Genomic DNA, 22,808 nt, shown 5'->3' with positions numbered 1-22,808 from the left:
CCGGAAGTGGCCTGCGCACCCGGGCCACTTCTCCCCCAGTCGGACAGGACACTCCGTGACCGCGCTCCCCCTCGCCCTCGACCGCACCGCCCCCGAGCCGCTGCACGCCCAGCTCGCCGGCGGCGTGCGGCGGCTGGTCAGCGGGGGCACCCTGCACCTGGGCGACCGGGTGCCGAGCTCGCGCGCCCTGGCCGCCGACCTCGGCGTCTCGCGCGCCGTGGTCGAGCAGGCCTACGACCAGCTGCTGGCCGAGGGGTGGCTGGTCGCGCGGCACGGCTCCGGCACCTACGTCGCCTCGCCGGCGCTCCCGGCCGCGCCCCGTCGCGGCGCTCCTGCCGCGGCGCCCGACGACGGGCCGCCGCTCGTGCGCCTCGACACCGGCACCCCGTTCGTCGACCCGCGCCACCGGGCCGGCTGGCGGCGCGCCTGGCGCGAGGTCTCGGCCGCCGTCCCCCCGCGCGGGTACGACGACCCCCGCGGCCTCCCGGAGCTCCGGGTCGTGCTGGCCGAGCGGCTCACGCGCCAGCGCGGCGTCGAGGTCGGGCCCGACGAGGTCGTGGTCACCACCGGCACGACCGACGGCCTGCGCCAGCTGCTCCCCCACCTGCGGCCGGGCCCGGTCGGCGTGGAGGACCCGGGCTACCGGGCCGCCGTCGCCACCGTGCACGGCACCGGCCGGGCGGTGGTCGACCTGCCGGCCGCCACCCCGCCGTCCGGCGACGACCTGGCCGGGCTCGCGGCGGCGTACGTCACGCCGGCGCACCAGCACCCGCTCGGCCGCGTGATGACCGCACCCGAGCGGCTCGCGCTGCTCGACGCCGCCGGGCGGTCGGGGTGCGTGGTGGTGGAGGACGACTACGACAGCGAGTTCCGCTGGGACGTCGCGCCCGTGCCGGCGCTGGCCGCGCTCGACCGCACCCGGGTCGCCTACCTCGGCACCGCCTCGAAGTCGGTGGCCCCGAGCCTGCGGCTGGGCTGGCTGGTGCCGCCACCCGCGCTGCTCGACGCGGTCCACCGCGACCGCGCGGTGCGCCACGACGCCGCGGCCTGGCCGGTGCAGCGGGCGTTCCTCGCCCTGCTCCGCGACGGGTACGTCGACAAGGTGGTCCGCTCCGCGCGCCGGGTGTACGCCGACCGCGCGCCGCGCGTGGCCGCGGCCCTGTCACCGCACGCGACCGCGGCGGGCCCGAGCGCGGGCATGTACTCGACCTGGCTGCTCGACGACGAGCGCGCGCGGGCCGCCCGGGCCGCGGCCCGGCGGGCCGGGTTCGACGTGCCGCTGCTGGCCGACTACAGCCGGTCGGCGGGGCTGACCGGGCTCGTCGTGGGCTTCGGCGGGGTCACCGACGCCGAGCTCGACCGGGCGCTCGCGGCGCTGGTCTCGGCCCTGGGCTGACCGGCGTCGGCGCGGACCGGCGGCTCAGGCCTCGCCGCGCTCGGCGTCGTACCGGGCGAAGGCCTCGGCGCGCTCGCGCTCGATCCTGCGGCCGAGCCGGTCGGCGGTGCCCCACAGCAGCGCGAAGATCGCGCCGAGGAAGAACATCGTGGTGACCAGGAACCCCAGCGCGACGGCCGCGACCTGCACGGCCCAGCCCACGGCGTACCCGCGCTCGGAGCGGAGCGTCCCGGCCGCGAGCAGGCAGACCAGGGCGACGCCGAGCCCCGCCGGCAGCGCGACGGCGGGGCGGATGTCGGCGACGGCGATCATGACCGGGGTCGACAGGGCCAGCGTGATGGCCTCGAGGGTGAGCACGGCCGCGCACATGCCGCGGCGCGGCGACTTCTGGCGCTCGCGCTCGTCGGGGTCGGGCCGGTCGGGCCGGCCGGGGCCGGACGCGGTCGGGTCGGGTGCGGTGCCGCTCATCCGGCGGCCTCCCCGGGGCGGACGAGCAGCGAGCGGGCCTCGCCGACGGTGACGACCGAGCCGGTGACGAGCACGGCGCCGGAGCTCAGCGAGCTGCCGGCGAGCGCCTCGCCGGCCTCGGCGAGCGCGGCGGCGGTGTCGATGGCGTCGGCCAGGCGGGGCTCGACGGTGACCCGGTCCTCGCCGAAGACCTCGACCGCGACCCGCGCCAGCTCGGCCGCGGGGGTGGCGCGGCCGGAGGAGCTCTGGGTGACCACCACGTGGGCGAGGTGGGGCTCGAAGGCGACGAGCAGGCCCTCGGCGTCCTTGTCGCCCATGACCCCGATGACGCCCACGACGGGGTCGAGCTGGAAGGAGTCCTCGAGCGCCGCGGCCGTGGCCTCGGCGCCGTGCGGGTTGTGGGCGGCGTCGAGCACGATGGTGGGGCTGCGGCGCACGATCTCGAGCCGCCCGGGCGAGGTGACCGCGGCGAACGCCTCGCGCACGACCTCGTCGCCCAGCGGCAGCTCGCCCACGAAGGCCTCGACGGCGGCGAGCGCGAGGGCGGCGTTCTGGGCCTGGTGGGCCCCGAAGAGCGGCAGGAACAGGTCGTCGTAGCGGGCGCGCAGGCCCTGCAGCGAGACCAGCTGGCCGCCGACGGCGGGGCTGCGCGCGACCACGCCGAGCTCGAGGCCCTCCCGGGCGATGGTGGCGCCGACCTCGACGGCCCGCTCGACGATGACCGCGGCCACGTCGGGCTCCTGCTGGGCCACGACGACGGTGGCGCCGGGCTTGATGATGCCGACCTTCTCCCGGGCGACCTGCGCCGGCGTCTCGCCGAGGTAGCGGGCGTGGTCGACCGCGATCGGCAGCAGCACCGCGACGTCGGCGTCGATGACGTTGGTGGCGTCCCAGCTGCCGCCCATGCCGACCTCGACCACGGCCACGTCGACCGGGGCGTCGGCGAAGGCGGCGTACGCCATGCCGACGACCGTCTCGAAGAAGCTCAGCGGGTGGGGCTGGTCGGCGTCGACGAGGTGGGTGTAGGGCGCGACGTCGTTGAACGCGCGCACGAAGGCCTCGTCGTCCATCGGCTCGCCGTCGATGCTGATGCGCTCGGTCATCCGCTGCACGTGCGGGGAGGTGAACCGGCCGGTGCGCAGCTCGAGCGACCGCAGCAGCGCGTCGATCATCCGCGCGGTCGACGTCTTGCCGTTGGTGCCGGTGAGGTGGATCGAGCGGAAGGTGCGCTGCGGGTCGCCCAGCAGCTCGCAGAAGGCCTGGATGCGGTCGAGCGAGGGCTCGAGCCGGGTCTCGGGCCAGCGCGAGAGCAGCGCGTCCTCGACCTCGTCGTAGGTCTGGGCGAGTCGGGGCGCGTCGGGGGTCTCGGTCATGGCCCTCCGAGTCTAGGGAGCGACGCGCGGTGACAACCATCCGCGGCCGCCGCCTCGTCGTGGGGGTGGAGGGGTGAGCGAGTGTGGAGACGATGACCGACCGATCCGCCGCCGGGACCACGTTCGACGACTTCGTGGCCGCGCGGTCGACCGCGCTGTGGCGCAGCGCCTTCCTGCTGACCGGTGACCGGCACAAGGCCGAGGACCTGCTGCAGGTGGCGCTGGTCAAGACCTGGCGCCGGTGGGACCGGCTCACGGGCGGCGTCGAGCCGGCCGAGGCCTACGTACGACGCGCACTGGTGACCACCTACACCGACTGGTGGCGGCGGCGCTGGCGCGGCGAGGTGCCCACCGGCGAGCTGCCCGAGCGGCCGACCACCGGCCGCGACGGGCCCGGTGCGGTCGACGTGCGCCGCGACGTGCTCACCGCCCTCGCCGGCCTCAGCCGCGGCCAGCGGGCCGTGCTGGTGCTGCGCTACTTCGACGACCTCACCGAGCAGCAGACCGCCGACGTGCTGGGCGTCAGCCGCGGCACCGTCAAGAGCCAGGCCTCGCGCGCCCTCGCCGCCCTGCGCTCCTCCCCCGCCCTGACCGACCACGACCACCCCGCCACCGAGGAGGAGCCGTCGTGACCGACGACCGCGAGACCGACCAGGTCAAGGACCTGCTGCAGCGCACCGCCCCCGCCCGACCCGACCTCGCGCCCGCGGAGCGGGTCGCCGCGGTGACCCACCGCGCCCGCGTCGTACGACGACGGCAGGGGCTCGCCGCCGCGGCCGTGCTCGCGGTGGTGGCCGGCGGGGTCGGGTGGGCCGTGCTCGGCGGCTCCGACGACGGCCCGGCGCCCGTCGCCCAGGACCCGCCCGCGCCCGCCGCCCCCGTGGCGTGCCCCGACCCCGCACCCGTCTACACGGAGGTGCCGACCGAGGCCGAGTTCCCGGTCGGCGCCACGTCGCTGCGGCTGTGCCCGGGGCGGTCCGATGCCGGCGCCCCGACCGCCACGACGCAGCAGTTCCGGCTGCCGACCGAGCCGCTGACCGACGGCGTCGACGCCCTGCTCGACGAGGTCGCCGCGCAGCCGGCGTACACCGGGTCCGACCCGGAGTGCGCCTTCACGACGCTCGCGCTCGAGCCGTGGATCCTCGTCGCCGGCTACCCCGACGGCTCGACCGTCTCGGTCGGCTCCGGTTCGCAGGCCTGCTCCTCGGTCACCGTCGACGGCACGCCGGTCGACGTGGGTGCGACCCTCGCCCTGGTCGGCCAGGCCGTCACCGGCTGACCGCCTGACCGGCACCCGGCTGGGCACCGGGCGGCATGGCCGAGAGCACCGACCCCGCCGTCCCCGCGACCGACCTCCCGCCCGGCGCCGTCACCCGCGCCGGCCGGTGGGCGGTGGGCAACCGCGACGGTGAACTGTTCGCGGTCTCCCGCCGCTGCCGCCACCAGCTGGGCGACCTCTCCGACGGGCACGTCGACGCCGACGGGTGCCTGGTCTGCCCCTGGCACCAGGCCCGCTACGACGTCACCACGGGCGCGATGGTCGAGGGGCCGCGGGGGTTCCTGGGCTACCACGGCCGCACCCCCGGCTACACCCAGCTCGTCCTCGGCTACAGCAAGCTGCTCCGCCTCCGGGTCGCCCGCGCCGTGCGCCGCGGAGCCGAGGTCGTGGTGCAGCGCCGCTGACCTGCGGCGTTGCCGGTGCGTCGTCCCGGCGCGCCCGGCCATAGGCTTGGAGCCATGACCGAGACAGTCGAGCAGGCCCCGGACACGACGAGCGCAGGTCCCTCAGGCGACCGCGCGCTCGTCGTACCCGACAAGCCCAAGCTCGAGGGCCTCGAGGCGACCTGGTCGGAGCGGTGGAAGGCCGACGACACCTACGCCTTCGACCGCACCCAGCCCCGCGACAACGTCTACTCCATCGACACGCCGCCGCCCACGGTGAGCGGCAGCCTGCACGTGGGCCACGTCTTCTCCTACACCCACACCGACCTCGTCGCGCGCTTCTGGCGGATGCGCGGCAAGGCGGTCTTCTACCCGATGGGCTGGGACGACAACGGCCTGCCCACCGAGCGCCGGGTGCAGAACTACTACGGCGTCCGCTGTGACCCCTCGCTGCCCTACGACCCCGACTTCACCCCGCCCGCGAAGCCCGACGCCAAGAAGCAGGTGCCGATCAGCCGGCCCAACTTCATCGCGCTGTGCAACCAGCTGGTCGTCGAGGACGAGCAGAAGTTCGAGGAGCTGTGGCGCACCCTCGGCCTCTCGGTCGACTGGAAGCAGACCTACACGACCATCGGCAAGCACGCCCAGAAGGTCAGCCAGACCGCGTTCCTGCGCAACTTCGCCCGCGGTGAGGCCTACCTGCAGGAGGCGCCGACCCTGTGGGACGTCACCTTCCAGACCGCCGTCGCCCAGGCCGAGCTCGAGGCCCGCGAGTACGCCGGCGCCTACCACCGGGTCTCCTTCCACGGCGCGTCCGGCGAACCCCTCTACATCGAGACCACCCGGCCCGAGCTGATCGCCAGCGTGGTCGCGCTCATCGCCCACCCCGACGACGAGCGCTACCAGCCGCTGTTCGGCACCACCGCCACCTCGCCCGTCTTCGGCGTCGAGGTCCCGGTCGTGGCCCACCCCGCGGCCGAGATGGACAAGGGCTCCGGCCTGGTCATGTGCTGCACCTTCGGCGACCTGACCGACGTCACCTGGTGGCGCGAGCTGTCGCTGCCCGTCCGCACCGTCATCGGCCGCGACGGCCGACTGACCCGCGAGACGCCCGAGTGGCTCTCCTCCGAGACCGCCGCGGCGGCGTACGCCGACCTGGCGGGCAAGACCACGTTCTCCGCCCGCGAGGCCATGGTCGAGAAGCTCCGCGCGTCCGGCGACCTCGACGGCGAGCCCAAGCCGACCCAGCGGATGGCCAACTTCTACGAGAAGGGCGACAAGCCGCTCGAGATCGTGGCCACCCGCCAGTGGTACCTCACCAACGGCGGCCGCAACGCCGGCCTGCGCAGCGAGATGCTCGACCGCGGGCGCGAGGTCCGCTGGTACCCGCCGCACATGCACCACCGCTACGACAACTGGGTCGGCGGCCTCAACGGCGACTGGCTCATCTCGCGGCAGCGGTTCTTCGGCATCCCGTTCCCGGCGTGGTACCCGCTCGACGACGAGGGCGAGCCCGACTACGCCCACCCGCTCATGCCGAGCGAGGCCGAGCTGCCGGTCGACCCGTCGACCGACGCCCCCCGCGGGTACGACGAGGGCCAGCGCGGCAAGCCCGGTGGCTTCATCGGCGACCCCGACGTCATGGACACCTGGGCCACGTCGTCCCTCACGCCCCACATCGCGGGCGGCTGGCTGGGCGACGAGGACCTCTGGGGCCGGGTCTTCCCCATGGACCTGTGCACCCACGCCCACGACATCATCCGCACCTGGCTGTTCTCGCGGGTCGTGCGGTCCCACTTCGAGAACGGCGTCGCGCCGTGGTCGCACGCCCTGATCTCGGGCTTCATCGTCGACCCCGACCGCAAGAAGATGTCGAAGTCCAAGGGCAACGTCGTCGTCCCGACCGAGATCCTGGAGAAGTTCGGCGCCGACGCCGTCCGCTGGCGCGCCGCCATCGCGCGCCCGGGCCTCGACTCGCCGTTCGACGAGTCGCAGATGAAGGTCGGCCGCCGGCTGGCCATGAAGGTCCTCAACGCCTCCAAGTTCGTGCTCGGCAACGTCGGCGCGACCGCCCTCGACCCGGTCCGGGTCACCGAGCCGGTCGACTGCGCCCTGCTCGGCCGCCTCGCCGGCGTCGTCACCCGCGCCACCGAGGCGTTCGAGGCCTACGACTACACCACCGCCCTCGAGGTCACCGAGAAGTTCTTCTGGGAGTTCTGCGACGACTACCTCGAGCTGGTCAAGGAGCGCGCGTACGCCGAGGACGCCTCCACCGCGCGCGAGTCCGCCCGGGCCACCCTGACCCTCGCCCTGCAGGTGCAGCTGCGGCTGCTGGCGCCGTTCCTGCCCTACGTGACCGAGGAGGTCTGGTCGTGGTGGCAGGAGGGCTCGATCCACCGGTCCCCGTGGCCGACCCCGACCGAGCTCGGCTCCGCCGCCGCGGCCGACCCCTCGCTCGTCGACGCCGTCGCGGCCGCCCTCTCGGGCATCCGCGGCACCAAGTCGAAGGCAGGAGTCGGCATGAAGGCCGCCCTGTCCCGCGTCGAGCTCACCGGCCCCGCGGCCACCCTCGACGCCGTGCGCCGGGCCGAGGCCGATCTCCGCGCCGTCGGCCGGATCACCGGCGACCTGGTCTACACCCCCGCCGACGGCGACCTGCGGGTCACCGCCGAGCTCGCCCCCACGGACTGAGCAACGACACGCTGACCCGTCGTGGATCCACGACGGGTCAGCGTGGAGGTGGCTGAGGTGCGAGGAGCCCTGGCGACGAGCCTCGAAGCCCCCGCAGCAGCGCCGGCTAGGCCGACTTCTTCTTCTTGGCCTCGGGCTCGCGGACGACGAGCTCGGGGGCGGCCTCGCCCATGACGACGTCGCCGGTGACGACGACCTTGGCGACGTCGCCGCGCGAGGGGACGTCGTACATCACGTGGAGGAGGACCTCCTCGATGATGGCGCGCAGGCCGCGGGCACCGGTGCCGCGCTCGAGGGCCTTGTCGGCGATCGCCTTGATGGCGTCGTCGCTGAACTCGAGGTCGACGCCGTCGAGCTCGAAGAGCTTGCGGTACTGCTTGGTCAGCGCGTTGCGGGGCTCGGTGAGGATCTGCACCAGGGCCTCCTGGTCGAGCTTGGTCACGCTCGCGATCAGGGGCAGGCGGCCGATGAACTCGGGGATCAGGCCGAACTTGGTGAGGTCCTCGGGGCGGACGAGGGCGAGCAGGTCGTCCTGCGCCTTCTCCTCCGCACCGCGCACCTCGGCGGTGAAGCCGAGGGTCTTCTTGCCGACCCGCTGCTCGATGATGTGCTCCAGGCCGGCGAACGCGCCGCCTACCACGAACAGGATGTTGGTGGTGTCGATCTGGATGAACTCCTGGTGCGGGTGCTTGCGCCCGCCCTGCGGCGGCACCGAGGCGGTGGTGCCCTCGATGATCTTCAGCAGCGCCTGCTGCACGCCCTCACCGGAGACGTCGCGCGTGATCGAGGGGTTCTCCGCCTTGCGGGCCACCTTGTCGATCTCGTCGATGTAGATGATGCCGGTCTCGGCCTTCTTGACGTCGTAGTCGGCGGCCTGGATCAGCTTGAGGAGGATGTTCTCGACGTCCTCGCCGACGTAGCCCGCCTCGGTGAGCGCGGTGGCGTCGGCGATGGCGAACGGCACGTTGAGCATGCGGGCCAGGGTCTGGGCCAGGTAGGTCTTGCCGCAGCCGGTGGGGCCGATGACGAGGATGTTGGACTTGGCGACCTCGACGACCTCGTCCTTGCTGTGCTTGCCACTGCCGCTCGAGCCGGGCTGCAGGCCCGCCTGGACCCGCTTGTAGTGGTTGTAGACCGCGACGGCGAGCGACTTCTTGGCCTGCTCCTGGCCGATCACGTAGGAGTTGAGGAACTCGAAGATCTCGCGCGGCTTGGGCAGCTCGTCGAGGCTGACCTCGGTGCCCTCGCTGAGCTCCTCCTCGATGATCTCGTTGCACAGGTCGATGCACTCGTCGCAGATGTAGACCCCGGGGCCGGCGATGAGCTTCTTGACCTGCTTCTGGCTCTTCCCGCAGAAGGAGCACTTCAACAGGTCTCCTCCGTCACCGATGCGTGCCACGGGCGGGTCCTCCAGAGCTGGAACGGGTCATGAGATGAACGGTGGGGGGGCAGCCGGGTGGCCGGCTAGCCAACACCCGACGGTACCCCGTGCCGCCCCCGGTCGGGGGGCGGACACGGCGGACCGTGGACGGACTCAGGCCAGGGCCGGGGTCTTGAGCGAGGCGAAGACCGAGTCGATGAGGCCGTAGTCGACGGCCTGCTCGGCGGTGAGGATCTTGTCGCGCTCGATGTCGCGGCTGACCTCCTCGATGGACTTGCCCGAGTGCTCGCTGATCATCTTCTCCAGCAGCTCGCGCATCCGGAGGATCTCGTTGGCCTGGATCTCGATGTCGGAGGTCTGGCCGAACGTGCCCTCGGTGTAGGGCTGGTGGATGAGGATGCGGCTGTTGGGCAGCGCCAGGCGCTTGCCCTTGGCGCCGGCGGCGAGCAGGATCGCTGCCGCGGAGGCCGCCTGGCCGACGCACACCGTCTGCACCTCGGGCTTGATGAACATCATCGTGTCGTAGATCGCCGTCAGCGCGGTGAACGAGCCACCCGGGCTGTTGATGTAGATGCTGATGTCCTGGTCGGGGTTCATCGACTGCAGGCACAGCAACTGGGCGATGACGGCGTTGGCCACGTCGTCGGAGATCGGGGTGCCGAGGTAGATGATGCGCTCCTCGAACAGCTTGCCGAACGGGTCGATGCGGCGGAAGCCGTACGACGTCCGCTCCTCCCACTGCGGGATGTGGTACGTCATGGTGTGCCTCAGTCCTTCTGCCGGGCGGGCCGGCCGTCGTCAGCGGCCTCGCGGGCGCTCGTGATGACCTGGTCGACCAGGCCGTACTCCAGCGCCTGGTCGGCGGTGAACCAGCGGTCGCGGTCGGCGTCGGCCACGACCTGCTCGACCGGCTGGCCGGTGTGCTCGGCGATGAGGTCGAGCAGCACCTTCTTGATGTGCAGCGACTGCTGGGCCTGGATCTTGATGTCGGAGGCCGAGCCACCCATGCCCGAGGACGGCTGGTGCATCATGATCCGCGCGTGCGGCAGGGCGTAGCGCTTGCCCTTGGTGCCGGCGCACAGCAGGAACTGGCCCATCGAGGCGGCCAGGCCCATGCCGACCGTGGCCACGTCGTTGGGGATGTAGTTCATGGTGTCGTAGATCGCCATGCCGGCGTCGACCGAGCCACCGGGGCTGTTGATGTGGAGGAAGATGTCGGCCTCGGGGTCCTCCGCGGAGAGCAGGAGGAGCTGGGCGCAGATCGCGTTGGCGTTCTGGTCGCGCACCTCGGAGCCGAGGAACACGATGCGCTCGCGCAGCAGCCGCTGGTAGATGTGGTCGTCGAGCACGTTGAGCCCGGCCGCCCCACCCATCGTGTGGTCGTTGATGTGGTTCACGTCCATGACAGTAGCCGTGGGCGAGGACAGTTCCAGGGGCAAAGGGGTGCTGTTCGCCATCAGCAGAAGCAGCGCCCCTCGCACCCGTTCAGGAGCCTCGCTCGACCTCGTCGCGCAGCCGCTCCAGCGTGGTGCGCATGCCGGCCTCGAGCTCGTCGGCGTGGCCCGCCGCGCCGCCGAGGAGCACCCCGGCGAACAGCCCGCTGAGCCGGGTCAACCGCCGCGGCACCGGCCGCCGCTGGACCACGCGGGTGCCGCCGGCAGCCGGCTCGACCTCCCAGATCCACCGCGCCCCGCTCGACCGGGTGTCCCAGGCGACCCGGCGACCGGGATCGAGCTCGGCCACCACCGACCGCGTGGGCCAGACGACGGCGCCGCGACGGTTGAGGCCGACGTACTGCTGGCCGAGGCGGAGGCCGCCGGGCAGCAGGGGCCGCATCGCGACCAGCTCGGGGCTCCACCGCGGCATCCGGGTGAAGTCGATGACCGCCGCCCAGACCCGGTCGGGCGGCGCGGCGACGGTGGTCTCGACGCGCAGCTCGCGGTCGGGCGCGGAGGTCATGACAGCCACCCTCGCAGCCGGCGCAGGACCTCGGGGTGGTTGAGGAGCCCGAAGTGGTCGGTGCGGCCGACGTGGAGCACCTCCGCGCCGGGGAACAGCTCGCGGCCCCGCCGGTCGCGCCCGTACGCCGAGCGCGGCCGCACCAGCAGGTCGCCGACGACGTCGCCGACCGGGTGGCGCTCGGACTCGGTGAGGGTGGCCGAGACGAGGCGGTAGCGCGCGTGGGGCAGCGGGGGTACGTCCTCGGTGAGCCCGAGCACGAGGTCGCGCACGCCGACCGAGCGCCAGTCGAGGATGCGGCCGAACGCCGCGGTCTCCGGCAGCACCGACAGCCCGCGGCTGCCCTGGCCGACCCCCCAGGCGATCGGCGCGCCCAGGTGGGGCGTGCCGAGGGTGACGACGTCGGTGACCATCGCGTTCCAGTCGGGCGCGGCGGGATCGGCGGCGACGGCACCCGCGGCCCGGATGACGAGCCCCCCGAGGGAGTGGCCGACCAGCGCGATCCGGGTCACCTCGACCGGCCACGCCTCGACGAGCCGCTGCACCAGGGCGGTGAGCGCGACGCCGTTGGCGCGCAGCGGCAGGCCGGTGTTGACGCGCAGGAAGACCGGGGTCCAGCCGTCGGCGGCCAGCGCCTCGCCGTACGTCGTGCCGGTGCGGTCGCGGTGGAGGTCCCAGTAGGACTCGTTCTCGCAGAGGCCGTGGAGGAACAGGACGACCCGGCCGGTGGCGGCCGGGAACGCCGCGGCGAGGGCGTCGGCGTCGGGCTCGACGTCGACGCCGTCGCGGCGGATGCCCATCGGGATGGCCATGTGCGGCCGCTCCTCGAGCAGCTTGTCGCCGATCAGCCCGTTGACCGCCGAGGAGACGAACCGCCCCTGCGGCGTCTCCTCCAGGCGCGGGCCGACGCCGGTGGCGGCCACCTTGTCGAGGCCCCTGGACGCCGCGCGCAGGCCGAGGCCGAGACCCTCGTAGACCGCGGCGGCCACGCCCCGGTGGACCATCTCGGGCACCACCGTCGGGCTGCTCGCGCCGCCGGTGGCCCGGCGCAGCAGGCCGTGGACGCGGTCGGCGACCGCGAGGTGGGTGTCGCGCACGCTGCGGACCACGAGCTCGTCGGCGACCTGGGCGAGCAGGCTGGCCGAGTCGAGCAGCGTCGGGCCCGGGGGCGTGGTCGCGGTGGCCGTCGTGGTCATGGCCGGGATCGTAGCGCTCGGTGAACGGTCGTGCACTCAGTCGTGGGGGTGGGACCGGCTGGTCCGGAGCGGCTCGCGGCGGGCGTCGCTGTGGTTGGATCGGAGCATGCTGCCGGAGGTGCGATGCTCAGGGTGACCCTGCGCGGCTCCGGGCTCCCGACCGTCACCCTCGGCTCCGGCGAGACCCTGCTCTTCGGCCGCTCCCCCCACCACGCCGTCCCCGACGACGACCCCGCCGACGCCCTCCGCGTCACCGCCATCGCCCTCCCGCGCTGCGCGCCCCACGTCAGCCGCCTGCTCGGCGAGCTCGTCGTCGGCGACGAGATCGCCCGGCTGCGCTGGCACGGCTCCGGCGAGACCCAGGTCTCCTCCCTCTTCGACGCCCCGGGCGGTGCCCGCCGGGTCACCGTCGCCGAGGGCATGTCGCTGCTGCTCGACGAGGGCGAGAACCAGCTCGTCGTCATGCGCGGACGCCAGACCGGCCCCGCGACGTACGACGACCTCTCGATCGTCGTCGACGTGGCGACCTCCGAGCCGCCACCGGCCGCGCGCCCGCGCGCCGACGACCCGGCCGAGCTCGACGCCACCGCCACGGCCCCCGCCCCGCGGCTGCCCGCCCTCTCGCGCGAGTGGTACGTCGCCCTGGCCCTGGCCGAGCCGTGGCTGACCGGCACCGACGACTACCCCCGGCCGCCGTCCAACCGCGAGATCTACGAGCGCGTGCTGCACTGGCACGGCTACGCCTGGAACCTCGAGCGCGCGCAGCGGGTCGACGACGCGATCCGCACCATCTCCGCGCTGGCCTTCGGGCCCAAGGACGACCCGTTCAACGCCGGCCGCGGGCGGGCCCAGAACGTCCGCTTCGCCATCGGTCGGCGCACCGCCGAGGTCCGCATCGTGACCGTCGAGGACCTCGAGGGCGTCGAGCGGGCCGCGGCGGCCCGGAAGGTTCCACCGGCCGTCTCCTAGCCCGCCGCCTCCACCGCTGCCTACGGTCGGCCCGCCCACGCCGGGCGGACGCCCGGCCCGCCACGCAGCCACCAGGAGGACGACATGGCCAGCAACATGCAGGGGATGGACACCGACCACGCCCGCGAGGTCTCCGGCCAGATGGGGTCGCACGCCGGCGCCGTGGCAGGGGTCTGCTCGGCGCTGCTGCAGCGCTTCAGCGCCGCGGGCTTCGTCGGCCCCGACCGCGAGCGGATCCTCGGCGACATCGAGGGCTCCTTCCTGCCCAACGCCAACGCCGCCTGCGAGTCCATCAACGAGCAGGCGACCTACCTGCGCTCCAAGGCCGACGAGCAGGACGCCGCGAGCTCCTGACGGCCCGCCCGGGAGGAACCTTCCACCCGCCGGCCCCTCGACCCCCCTCAGGAGCCGTGCCTAGGTTCCTCCCGCAGCACCAACGAGCCAGCACCAGCCAGCAGCAGCCAGCACCAGCCAGCACGACGCAGCACCACATCTCGGGGCTCCCGCCGGGCCCACCGTCACCCGCACCGACCTGACGAGGAGCAGCACCATGGCGTTTCTGGGAGCCGACACCGACGAGCTGCGCGAGGTCGGCCAGGCCTTCGAGGAGGGCAAGGAGACGACCGACCAGGTCATCACCTACCTCAAGGCCCTGATCGCGATCCTGCGCGCGGCCTCCTTCTTCTCCGGCGGGGCCAGCGCCGCCTACGCCACCTACCTCGAGACCACGGTGGTGCCGTGGCTGGAGAAGATCTCCCAGGCCCTCGGCCTGATCGCGAGGATGCTCGGGACCCAGGCCCAGGCGCAGGACGACGCCAGCGACGGCGGCTCGGTCGACTACAGCAAGGTCCCGAGCTACCAGACGCCGCAGCTGCCCGCGCCGATCACGCCCTACCAGGGCGCACCGCTCGGCGGCACGCCCGGCACCACCGCCCCGCAGGTCCCCGACGCCGGCGCCGGCGCCCCCGCCACCACGCAGTCCGGGCCGCGCCTGACCATCGGCGACAACGGCCACCTGATGATCGACACCGGCATCGACCTCGACGGCGACACGGGCTCCGTGGTCACTCCGGGCGACACCGGCACCCCGCTCGGCACCAGCAGCATCGGCTCGGGCAGCTTCAGCGGTGGCCTCCCCGCCTCCGGGTCGAGCGCCGGCACGCCGACGATCACCGGCGAGCCCTTCAACCCCAGGACCGACGGCCAGCCGGCCCACGGCATCGGCAGCGGCACCATCGGCGGCGGCTCGGGCGGCGGCACCGGCGGCGGCTCGGGCGGCGGCACCGGCGGCGGGTCCGGCGGCTCCACGGGCAGCCCGCTGGGCAGCAGCAGCATCGGGTCGGGCGACGGCCTCGGCGCGGCGCGCATCGGCGCCGACCCCGTGCCCTCCTCGACGCTCTCCTCGACGCCGGTGGCCGACGGCGGCCTGGGCGGCGCCGTGCCCGGCGCGGAGAGCCTCGGCTCATCGGGCGGCATGGGCCAGGCGACCCCCACCGGCGAGTCCTCGACCGGCGGCGGTCCGTCGTACGGCGCCGCGGCGGGCATCGCGGGCGGTGCGGCCGCCCTCGGGCTCGGTGGCGCCGCGCTGGCGAGCCGCGGCGGCGGCACCGACGCCAAGATCGACCAGCTCGCCTCCAGCAACGGCCGCGGCTCCCGCGGCGAGGGCGTCAAGGAGCTGCAGCAGCGCCTGACCGCCGCGGGCTACGACACGAAGGGCGCCGACGGCGTGTGGGGCAAGGACACCCAGGCCGCCTACGACGCCTACCGCACCGAGCACCCGCTGCCGGTGCAGGCCGGCCAGGGCTACACCTCGCCCACCGGCTACGACTACCAGCAGATCACCGGCGTGCGCGGCAACGCCAACGTCACCCCCGAGTTCCTGCGCCAGGTCGAGGGCATGAGCCAGCGCCTCGGCGCGCGACCCGAGCACATCATGGCCGCGATGAGCTTCGAGACCGGCGGCACCTTCGCCAGCGACGTGCGCAACCCGCGCAGCAGCGCCACCGGGCTCATCCAGTTCATGGACTCGACCGCCCGCGGGCTCGGCACGACCACCGGCGACCTCGCCCGGATGTCGCCCACCGAGCAGCTGCGCTACGTCGAGCGCTACTTCGAGCCCCACCGAGGCCGCCTCGGCGACCTCGAGTCGGTCTACACCTCCATCCTCGCGGGCCGGCCCCACTCCGGCGACGACGCCCTCTTCACCCAGGGCGAGCGGGCCTACCGGCCCAACCGCGAGCTCGACGTCGACCACGACGGCGTCATCACGGCCGCCGAGGCCACCGCACACGTCCGGGCCCGCATGGGCGCCGGCGGCAACTGACGCACCACCGCCACCACCCACACCGAGCACCACCCAACAGAAGGAGCAGCACCATGGCCATGAAGGGGATGGACGTCGAGGCCGGCCGCCAGGCGTCCCAGCAGATCACGCAGGGCTCGCAGGAGCTCGAGGCCCTCACGGGCAAGATGACGCAGGTCATCCAGGGCTTCGACTGGATCGGCCCCGACGCCGACCGCACCCGCGACACCTGGAGCTCCGACTTCGTCACCCAGCTCCAGCGGGTCGCCCAGTCGCTCCAGGAGTTCTCCACCCTGATCAACAACCAGGCGCAGGAGCAGGAGTCCGTCAGCGCCTGACCGGCGCACCACGCGCCCGGCGCCCGAGCGGCGCCGCCCGACGGCCGCTGAGGACCTCCGCGTCCTCGGCGGCCGTCGACCGTCCCAGCCCCCACCCCAACCGATCCGGAGGCACCCCGTGCAGACGTGGACCCTGTCGTTGCGCACCGCGGCCGAGACCGGCCTGCCCTCGGTCGACGTCGCGGTGCGGGCGCGCGGGGAGGCGACCGTCGCCGACCTCGCCCGGGCCATCGGCCACCACGTCGCGCCCGACCAGCCGCACCTGCTGCTGGTGCCCGTCGACGGCGGGCACCCCTGGCCGGCCGACCGCCTCGTCTCCGAGTGCGGCCTGCGCACCGGCGACCTGCTCGACGTCGTCACCGCGCCGACCTCCTGGTTGACCCGCGTCTCCAGCAGCGCCCGGCCCCGCGCCGTCCTCCGGGTCACCGACGGCCCCGACCGCGGGCAGCGCCTCCACGTGCGCGGCAGCTCCCTCACCCTCGGCCGTGGCCCGTCGTGCACCCTGCGGCTGACCGACCCGCTCGTCAGCCAGCAGCACGCGCGCATCGTCCTCGGCACCCGCCCCGTGGTGTACGACGAGGGCTCGGCCAACGGCACGGTCGTGGCCGGCGAGCGCATCACGACCGGCCGCGAGGTCGACTGGGGCACCCCGATCCGACTCGGCCGCAGCACCCTCGTCGTCGACCCCGGCGAGGTGCCGCACGACCCGCCGGCGGCCTCGGTCTTCCGCCCGCCGCGGTTCGGCGACCCGCTGCTCGAGGACGTCCTCGAGATCCCGTCGCCGCCGAGCAAGACCCGGCCCTCGCCGATGCCGTGGGCGATGCTGATGCTGCCCATGGTCATGGGCGTCGCGCTGTTCGCCCGGGCCCGCAGCGCCTACGCCGTCATCTACATGCTGGCCTGGCCGATCCTCGGCTACCTCGGCTGGCGCCAGCAGAAGCGGGCCGCCGAGAAGCAGTTCGCCGAGGACCTCGCCGACTGGCGCACCGACGTCGACGGGTTCCTGACGCAGATCGACGACCACGCCCGCCGCCAGCGCGAGCAGCTGCACGACGACTTCCCCGACGCCGAGGTGCTCCGCACCCGGGCCGCCAACCGCGACCCCTACCTGTGGGCCCGCTCCGAGAGCCGCCAGGCCTTCCTGGTCACCCGCCTCGGCATCGGCACCGTCCCGGCGATGCTGCGCGGCACCGTCACCGACGGCGGCGACCGGGCCAGCCGGCGCGTCGTGGTCGAGGAGCTCGCCGAGCGCGACACCCTGCCCGACATGCCGGTGCTGGCCGACCTGGCCGAGCACCCGCTCGTCGCGATCACCGGCGACCCGGCCGCCGTCGACGCCCTGGTGCGCTCGATGATGCTGCGCCTGGCCTTCGACCACTCCCCCACCGACCTCTCGGTCGCCGGGTGCTTCGGCCGCGGGCGGGCCGGCCACGAGGCCTGGCTGCGGTGGTTGCCCCACGCCACGGCCCGGGTCGGCGGCGAGCCCCCCGTCGCCGTCGGTGCCCGCGCCGCCACCGCGCTGCTCGACCACCTCGTCACCGAGGACACCGGCCGCGGCCACACCGTCTGCTTCGTCGACGAGGACGCCGGCATCGCCCGCCGCACCGTCGAGGCCGTCGCCGCGTCCGCCGCCGAACGGGGCCTGCACCTGGTCTGGCTCGGCCGCAACGCCAGCGAGGTCCCCGCCGCCACGTCGCTGCGCGTCGACCTGGCCACCGGCGAGGTCGGCCGCGCCGACCGCGGCGGCGTCTCCCACCTCGACCACCCCGACCAGGTCTCGCTCGACCAGGCCTGGCGCGCGGCCCGCCTGATGACGGCGTACGTCGACGAGGCGGCGGTCCTGCCGCCGAGCACCGCGATCCCCTCGATGGTCCGCCTGCCCGAGCTGTCCTCGGACTTCGAGGACCTCGACGCCGTCGACGCCGTCACCCGCCGCTGGCTCGCCTCGCGCGGCCTGCGCGCCCAGATCGGCCTGGGCGTCGACGGCGTGACCACCATCGACCTGCGCGAGGACGGCCCGCACGGCCTCGTCGCCGGCACCACCGGGTCGGGCAAGAGCGAGCTCCTCCAGTCACTGCTGTGCTCGCTCGCGCTCAACAACCCGCCGAGCCGGATGAACTTCCTGCTCGTCGACTACAAGGGCGGTGCCGCGTTCCGCGAGTGCGCCGACCTGCCCCACACGGTCGGCTACATCACCGACCTCACCCCGGCGCTCGTGCAGCGGGCGCTGACCTCGATCGGCGCCGAGATCACCTACCGCGAGCACCTGCTCGGCGAGCACGGCGTCAAGGACCTCGTCCAGCTCGAGCGCGAGCGCCCCGAGGTCGCGCCGCCCAGCCTGCTCATCTGCGTCGACGAGTTCGCGGCCCTGACCGCCGAGGTGCCCGAGTTCGTCGACGGCATGGTCAACATCGCCCAGCGCGGTCGCTCCCTCGGCATGCACGTGCTGCTGGCGACCCAACGCCCCCAGGGCGTCGTCACCGGCAACATCAAGGCCAACGCCGACCTGCGCATCTCGCTGCGCGTGTCCTCCCCCGACGACTCCCGCGACGTCATCGACACCCCCGAGGCCGCCCGCATCTCCCGTCGTACGCCGGGCCGCGCGTGGATCCGGCGCACGGGCCACGGCACCGCCGAGCTGGTGCAGTCGGCCTGGACGGGCGCCCGCGAGCCGGTCGCCGGGTCCGAGGCGCCGGTGCTGGTGCACCCGTTCAGCGCGGTCACGGGCGAGTCGGAGTCGACCGGCGGCGCCGAGCAGCGCCTCAACCCCAGCACCGACCTCGAGCGCTGCGTGCAGACGATCACGACGGCGTTCATGGTCTCGGGCGCCGAGCCCCCCAAGCGGCCGTGGCTGCCGGCCCTGCCGTCGGAGCTCCTGCTCGACGTGGAGGCGACCGTGGCCGCCGCCGAGGGTCGGCGCAGCGGGCACGTCGTGCTCGGCCGCATCGACGAGCCCGAGGCCCAGCGCCAGCCCGAGCTCGGCTTCGACCTGGCCACGATCGGCCACCTGCTCGTCCACGGCGCGTCCGGGTCGGGCAAGACCGAGCTGCTGCGCACGGTCGCGCTGAGCGCCTCGCTCGGCGACACGTCCAGCACCTACGCCGCCGCGCCCTACGTCTACGGCATCGACTACGCCGGTGGCGGGCTGGCCGCGATCGCCGGGGTGCCGACGGTGGAGGCCGTGGTGACCGAGGCCGACCTCGGTCGGGTCATGCGGCTCGTCCGGCTGCTCAAGCGCACGATGGACGAGCGGGCGCAGGCCCTGGCCTCCCGCGGCTGCGCCGACCTCGACGACCTGGCCCGCCAGGGCGCCCCGCTGCCGCGGGTCTACGTGCTCGTCGACAACCTCCCGGCCCTCGTCGAGAGCCTGGAGTCGGGCGGAGGTGTGGCCCCGGCGCACGTGGAGAGGCTGCAGACCGTGCTGCAGAACGGCCGCCGCGTCGGCATCCACGTGGTCGCCACCGCCCCCGGTCGCACCGGCGTGCCCACGGCGCTCGGGGCGACGTTCGGACGGCGCCTGGTGCTGCGGATGACGACCTCCGACGACTACCTCATGCTCGGCGTGCCCTCGAACGTGCTCGACGCCGACAGCGCGCCCGGCGCCGGCCTGCTCGGCAAGCGGAGCGTCCAGGTGCAGACCACCGGCGGCGCCGGCACCCCGCTGCAGGCCGAGCGCATCGAGACCGTCAACCAGCGGCTGCGCCCGCGGGTCGACGGCCGGCCGGGTGCACCGGTGCCGCCGATGCCGTCGCGGCTCGACCAGGCCGCCCTGCCCGCGCCCCGGGGCTCGCGGGTGGCGGTGGCGGTCGACGCCGACGCGGTCTCGGTGCTCGAGGTCGACCTGCTCGCCGGACCGGTGCTGGTGGCCGGTCGGGCGCGGTCGGGCCGCACCGGTGCGCTCGACGGCCTGCAGGCCCTGGTGGCCCGCAGCGACCGGCCGCCGACGGTCGTCCGCGAGGCCGACTACGCCGCCACCGCGGCGGCGGTCACCCGGTGGCTGGAGGAGCAGGACAGCGGGTCCGGCACGGAAGGTTCCGCAGGTGGTTGGGCGCTGGTCATGGTCGACGACGCCCATCTCTGGGATGCTGGGGTCGGAGTCGACGACGCACGACGAGCCGCGCGGGACCGTCTCCTGGGTGATCTCGGCGCCCACGCCCACCGCATCGCGCTGGTCGTCACGGCCGAGACCACGCAGGCGAAGGCCCGGGGTGGCCCGGAGGGCCTGGTCGAGACCGCCCGCCGCGGACGGCGTGGGTTCCTCCTCCAGCCGGAGTGGGCCGACGGTGACGCGCTGGGGGCCTCGGTACCGACCAAGACCACCGAGCCGCTCACCGGTCCCGGACGCGGGGTGTGGTGCGACGGCGGCACCGCGTGGGTCGCGCAGCTGGTCCACGGCCAGTGAGCACGACGACCACCGCACGACCGAGGACAGCGATGCTGTGACGACACGGGAGGTGTCATGACGAGCCAGGGCTCGCGACCGACGACCGAGGGCTGGCGCGCCCGGCTGCGGGCCTGGGCCCCAGCGGCCCGCGACCGCCGCCGCAGCGGCCGCAACCGCTCCCGCGGGGCCGCCGAGCTCTCCGTCCTCGCCGTCACCGGCTCGCTCGTCGCGGGCGTCTTCTTCGGCCAGGGCATCAGCGACACCGCGGTCGACGTGGTCGACGGCCTGACCTGGCTCTCCGACGACGAGCAGGGCCAGGTCATCCAGGTCAACCCGGCGACCGGCGCGCTCGAGGTCAAGCAGGTCGTCGGCAACCCCGGCGACGACATCGAGGTCAGCGGCGAGCACGACGGCCAGCTCTACGTCACCGACCACACCACCGGCCGCCTGGTGGCCTTCGACCTCAGCAGCATCCTGGTCTCGGGCCAGCGTCGGGTCAGCGCCGGCGGCGTGGTCGACACCCTGACCAACGACGACGGCGTGTTCCTGGTCGACCGGGAGCAGTCGACGATCGCCGCGATGGACCCGCAGTCGACGCAGGCCGTCGGCACCATCTGGGTCGCCCCCTCCGGCCTCGCCGACGCCGCCGTCGACGGCGACGGCGTCATCTGGGCCGTGGAGGACGACGGCACGCTGCACCGGCTCGACTGGTCCACCGACGAGCTCGCCTTCGACGACGAGGAGGACGCCGTCGAGGGCAGCGCCGACGGGTCCGTCCTGGTCGCCCACGACCGCGGCGTCACCGTCTTCGGCCCCGACCTCGGCATGGTCGCCCAGGTGGGCACCGGCGACGACCGCACCAGCGACGCCCCCAAGGTCAGCGGCGACCTGCTCGCCCCCGAGCGGTCGCCCTACGACCTCGTGCCGGTGGCCGCCGACAACGGCTACGTCGTCCTGCTGACCCCGGGCGGGGTCCGCGAGGTCGACATGGGCGCCGTCGGCTGCGACGAGCCCGGCACGCCCGAGGTGTTCCGGGGCGAGGTCTTCGTCCCGTGCCGCGGCGAGGGCCGCGTGGTCCGCCTCGACGGCGACGGCCGCCGCGCCGGTCGCGACCTCGAGACGCCGGGCAGCGACGACCCCGAGCTGGTGCTCGACGACGACAACCTGGTCGTCAACGCCCCCGGCGCCCCGCGGGGGCTCGTGGTCCACGGTGACGGCTCCACCACGACCATCGTCCGCGAGGACGCCGAGGTGCCCGCCAACGGCCTGACCGACGCCGGCACCCCGCCGCCCAACCCCGTCGAGCAGCTGCTCGACGACGTGCTCGACCTCGACGGCGACGACGAGCAGGACGACCGGCCCACGCCCACGCCCCCGTCCTCCCCCGGCAGCACGCCTCCCGGCCCCCAGGGCCTCGTCGGGGGCGGCGGCGACCGCTGCGACGACCCCGGCACCTCGTCCTCGGCGGGTCCCGGTGCCCAGGGCACCCAGGGGGGCAAGGGGGCCAAGGGCGCGAAGGGCGTCGACAAGGGCGCCAAGGGCACCGGCGGGTCCGGCACGACCTCGTGCACCCCGGGCTCGGGCGGGTCGGGCTCCGGCGGATCGGGCTCCGGTGGGTCCGGCTCCGGCGGCACCGGCAGCGCGGGCGAACCGGTGACGGCGCCGACCGACGTCGTCGCCACCCCCATGGCCGAGGGCCAGGTGCAGCTGACCTGGCGCCACTCGGCGCTCCCGCCGGCCGACGCGTTCGTCGTGCGCGCCAGCACCGGCCGCACCTACCCCGCCTTCAAGGGCTGGGTCCGCCAGGGCTTCGTCGAGGTCACCCCGGGCGAGGCCACCAGCTTCACCGTCACCGCCGTGCTGGGCGACCGGCAGGCGGTCTCGGCCAGCACGGCGCCGGTGACCTCGACCGCGCGGCCCGGTGCCCCCCAGGTCACCAGCCGCGCCGGCTACGTCGAGCGCGGCAACGAGGTCGTCTTCGTCGTCGAGGTCGCCTGGAGCGGCGCGGCCGCCAACGGCCAGGCCATCACCAACTACGACGTGTCGGTCACCACCCCCGACGGGCCCCGGGCCGCCCAGGTCGCGGGCACCCAGTCCAGCCTCCAGCTCTCCTGGTCCTGCGACGTGGTGGTCGACCCCGCCTGCACGGTCGGCGGTGACTGGACGGCCACCGTCACGCCACGCAGCTCGCTCGGCGCGGGCGCGGCCGGGGTGACCAAGGGCAAGGCCCCCGCCCAGCCGCCGGCGCGGCTGCCCGCGGCCGGCAAGGCCGTGGTCGACCGCAGCGCCCCGCGCACCGACCAGGCCGGCGACGACGGTGCCGGTTCGATCGACCTGCGGCTGCGCCCGCCCGCCGACTGGGCGCGCTTCCCCGGCACCTGCCACTACGTCCTCGACGGCGGATCCCCGACGCCGGTGGCGTGCAACGCCGCCGCCGTCTCCATCGCCTACGCCAACCAGGTCATCTACACCCCCGACGACGGCACGCGTGACCACGCCGTGGTCTTCACGGCCGAGAACGCTCGTGGCAAGGTCACCAGCGCCACGTTCACGTTCCAGACGCAGCAGACCCCGCAGGCGCCGCCGGTGGAGCCGGACCCCCAGCCGGACCCGCAGCCGGACCCGGGCCCGCAGCAGCCCCCGTGCTACCCGACCGACGGCGTCTGCCCCGACATCCCCTGAGCGGGAG

18 protein-coding genes are annotated in these 22,808 nt (G+C 74.5%); 11 read left to right on the top strand and 7 right to left on the bottom strand.

Annotation, left to right across the window (positions count from 1 at the left end):
• Window positions 1–55 precede the first annotated feature (55 nt).
• On the top strand, window positions 56–1,396 hold the full coding sequence (locus tag FJQ57_RS03800; RefSeq protein ID WP_139977872.1) for an aminotransferase-like domain-containing protein: 1,341 nt from the start codon (window positions 56–58) through the stop codon (window positions 1,394–1,396).
• A gap of 24 nt (window positions 1,397–1,420) precedes the next feature.
• Here the strand turns inward: FJQ57_RS03800 and FJQ57_RS03795 are convergent, their stop codons facing one another.
• Together FJQ57_RS03795 and folC are read right to left on the bottom strand one after the other, a co-directional pair.
• Window positions 1,421–1,864 (bottom strand): DUF4233 domain-containing protein, encoded by a 444-nt coding sequence (locus FJQ57_RS03795; protein WP_246081572.1) that lies wholly within the window; start codon window positions 1,862–1,864, stop codon window positions 1,421–1,423.
• Entirely contained in the window at window positions 1,861–3,237 is a 1,377-nt protein-coding gene (gene folC / locus FJQ57_RS03790) for a bifunctional tetrahydrofolate synthase/dihydrofolate synthase (protein ID WP_139977871.1), read from the bottom strand. The genes FJQ57_RS03795 and folC overlap by 4 nt, the downstream gene beginning before the upstream one ends.
• Before the next feature lie 92 nt (window positions 3,238–3,329).
• Between folC and FJQ57_RS03785 the strand changes: the two genes are divergently transcribed.
• Genes FJQ57_RS03785 through valS form a run of 4 tightly spaced genes read left to right on the top strand, consistent with a single transcriptional unit; the run spans window position 3,330 to window position 7,590 of the window.
• Window positions 3,330–3,869, top strand: coding sequence for a SigE family RNA polymerase sigma factor (locus FJQ57_RS03785; protein WP_139977870.1), 540 nt, complete (start codon window positions 3,330–3,332; stop codon window positions 3,867–3,869).
• Window positions 3,866–4,516 carry a hypothetical protein gene (locus FJQ57_RS03780; RefSeq protein WP_139977869.1) on the top strand — a complete coding sequence of 217 codons (651 nt, stop codon included), beginning with the start codon at window positions 3,866–3,868 and terminating at the stop codon, window positions 4,514–4,516. The genes FJQ57_RS03785 and FJQ57_RS03780 overlap by 4 nt, the downstream gene beginning before the upstream one ends.
• A 35-nt stretch (window positions 4,517–4,551) precedes the next feature.
• Window positions 4,552–4,920, top strand: coding sequence for a Rieske (2Fe-2S) protein (locus FJQ57_RS03775; protein ID WP_139977868.1), 369 nt, complete (start codon window positions 4,552–4,554; stop codon window positions 4,918–4,920).
• Window positions 4,921–4,974: 54 nt separating this feature from the next.
• Window positions 4,975–7,590: a valine--tRNA ligase gene (valS, locus tag FJQ57_RS03770; RefSeq protein ID WP_139977867.1), complete on the top strand. Its 2,616-nt coding sequence runs from the start codon at window positions 4,975–4,977 to the stop codon at window positions 7,588–7,590.
• Between the two features lie 106 nt (window positions 7,591–7,696).
• Here the strand turns inward: valS and clpX are convergent, their stop codons facing one another.
• The 5 genes from clpX to FJQ57_RS03745 all read right to left on the bottom strand — a co-directional run bounded on the left by clpX (window position 7,697) and on the right by FJQ57_RS03745 (window position 12,126).
• Window positions 7,697–8,989, bottom strand: coding sequence for an ATP-dependent Clp protease ATP-binding subunit ClpX (gene clpX / locus FJQ57_RS03765; protein ID WP_139977866.1), 1,293 nt, complete (start codon window positions 8,987–8,989; stop codon window positions 7,697–7,699).
• A 135-nt stretch (window positions 8,990–9,124) separates the two neighbouring features.
• Window positions 9,125–9,730, bottom strand: a complete 606-nt coding sequence (locus tag FJQ57_RS03760; RefSeq protein ID WP_139977865.1) for an ATP-dependent Clp protease proteolytic subunit — start codon at window positions 9,728–9,730, stop codon at window positions 9,125–9,127.
• 8 nt (window positions 9,731–9,738) lie between these two features.
• Window positions 9,739–10,374 carry an ATP-dependent Clp protease proteolytic subunit gene (locus FJQ57_RS03755; RefSeq protein ID WP_139977864.1) on the bottom strand — a complete coding sequence of 212 codons (636 nt, stop codon included), beginning with the start codon at window positions 10,372–10,374 and terminating at the stop codon, window positions 9,739–9,741.
• A gap of 82 nt (window positions 10,375–10,456) precedes the next feature.
• Window positions 10,457–10,930 carry an SRPBCC family protein gene (locus FJQ57_RS03750; RefSeq protein ID WP_139977863.1) on the bottom strand — a complete coding sequence of 158 codons (474 nt, stop codon included), beginning with the start codon at window positions 10,928–10,930 and terminating at the stop codon, window positions 10,457–10,459.
• Window positions 10,927–12,126: an esterase/lipase family protein gene (locus tag FJQ57_RS03745; protein WP_139977862.1), complete on the bottom strand. Its 1,200-nt coding sequence runs from the start codon at window positions 12,124–12,126 to the stop codon at window positions 10,927–10,929. The genes FJQ57_RS03750 and FJQ57_RS03745 overlap by 4 nt, the downstream gene beginning before the upstream one ends.
• 123 nt (window positions 12,127–12,249) lie before the next feature.
• On the opposite strand from FJQ57_RS03745, the gene FJQ57_RS03740 reads away from it, so the two are divergent.
• From FJQ57_RS03740 to FJQ57_RS03715, 6 genes are all read left to right on the top strand, one after another.
• A complete protein-coding gene (locus FJQ57_RS03740) occupies window positions 12,250–13,095 on the top strand; it encodes a hypothetical protein (RefSeq protein ID WP_139977861.1) in 846 nt (281 codons plus the stop codon).
• A gap of 84 nt (window positions 13,096–13,179) precedes the next feature.
• Window positions 13,180–13,449, top strand: coding sequence for a hypothetical protein (locus FJQ57_RS03735; RefSeq protein WP_139977860.1), 270 nt, complete (start codon window positions 13,180–13,182; stop codon window positions 13,447–13,449).
• 196 nt (window positions 13,450–13,645) lie between these two features.
• Window positions 13,646–15,418: a peptidoglycan-binding domain-containing protein gene (locus FJQ57_RS03730; RefSeq protein ID WP_139977859.1), complete on the top strand. Its 1,773-nt coding sequence runs from the start codon at window positions 13,646–13,648 to the stop codon at window positions 15,416–15,418.
• Window positions 15,419–15,471: 53 nt separating this feature from the next.
• The gene (locus tag FJQ57_RS03725; protein ID WP_139977858.1) at window positions 15,472–15,735 is read left to right on the top strand and encodes a hypothetical protein; all 264 of its coding nucleotides are present in this window, start codon (window positions 15,472–15,474) and stop codon (window positions 15,733–15,735) included.
• A 118-nt stretch (window positions 15,736–15,853) separates the two neighbouring features.
• A complete protein-coding gene (locus FJQ57_RS03720; protein WP_139977857.1) occupies window positions 15,854–20,137 on the top strand; it encodes a type VII secretion EssC family protein in 4,284 nt (1,427 codons plus the stop codon).
• A gap of 57 nt (window positions 20,138–20,194) precedes the next feature.
• Complete coding sequence (locus tag FJQ57_RS03715; protein ID WP_139977856.1) at window positions 20,195–22,801, top strand: NHL repeat-containing protein; 2,607 nt, start codon at window positions 20,195–20,197, stop codon at window positions 22,799–22,801.
• The last annotated feature ends 7 nt before the right edge of the window (window positions 22,802–22,808 follow it).

The organism is Nocardioides litoris, from assembly GCF_006346315.1.
Classification (GTDB): domain Bacteria; phylum Actinomycetota; class Actinomycetes; order Propionibacteriales; family Nocardioidaceae; genus Nocardioides; species Nocardioides litoris.
This window is presented reverse-complemented; position numbering and strand designations above follow the sequence as displayed.

Bases quoted from the DNA above. Each gene is read 5' to 3' on its own strand.
- FJQ57_RS03795 (WP_246081572.1), bottom strand. From the start codon at position 1,864: ATGAGCGGCACCGCACCCGACCCGACCGCGTCCGGCCCCGGCCGGCCC.
- folC (WP_139977871.1), bottom strand. From the start codon at position 3,237: ATGACCGAGACCCCCGACGCGCCCCGACTCGCCCAGACCTACGACGAG.
- FJQ57_RS03785 (WP_139977870.1), top strand. From the start codon at position 3,330: ATGACCGACCGATCCGCCGCCGGGACCACGTTCGACGACTTCGTGGCC.
- FJQ57_RS03775 (WP_139977868.1), top strand. From the start codon at position 4,552: ATGGCCGAGAGCACCGACCCCGCCGTCCCCGCGACCGACCTCCCGCCC.
- valS (WP_139977867.1), top strand. From the start codon at position 4,975: ATGACCGAGACAGTCGAGCAGGCCCCGGACACGACGAGCGCAGGTCCC.
- FJQ57_RS03760 (WP_139977865.1), bottom strand. From the start codon at position 9,730: ATGACGTACCACATCCCGCAGTGGGAGGAGCGGACGTCGTACGGCTTC.
- FJQ57_RS03755 (WP_139977864.1), bottom strand. From the start codon at position 10,374: ATGGACGTGAACCACATCAACGACCACACGATGGGTGGGGCGGCCGGG.
- FJQ57_RS03750 (WP_139977863.1), bottom strand. From the start codon at position 10,930: ATGACCTCCGCGCCCGACCGCGAGCTGCGCGTCGAGACCACCGTCGCC.
- FJQ57_RS03745 (WP_139977862.1), bottom strand. From the start codon at position 12,126: ATGACCACGACGGCCACCGCGACCACGCCCCCGGGCCCGACGCTGCTC.
- FJQ57_RS03740 (WP_139977861.1), top strand. From the start codon at position 12,250: ATGCTCAGGGTGACCCTGCGCGGCTCCGGGCTCCCGACCGTCACCCTC.
- FJQ57_RS03735 (WP_139977860.1), top strand. From the start codon at position 13,180: ATGGCCAGCAACATGCAGGGGATGGACACCGACCACGCCCGCGAGGTC.
- FJQ57_RS03730 (WP_139977859.1), top strand. From the start codon at position 13,646: ATGGCGTTTCTGGGAGCCGACACCGACGAGCTGCGCGAGGTCGGCCAG.
- FJQ57_RS03725 (WP_139977858.1), top strand. From the start codon at position 15,472: ATGGCCATGAAGGGGATGGACGTCGAGGCCGGCCGCCAGGCGTCCCAG.
- FJQ57_RS03715 (WP_139977856.1), top strand. From the start codon at position 20,195: ATGACGAGCCAGGGCTCGCGACCGACGACCGAGGGCTGGCGCGCCCGG.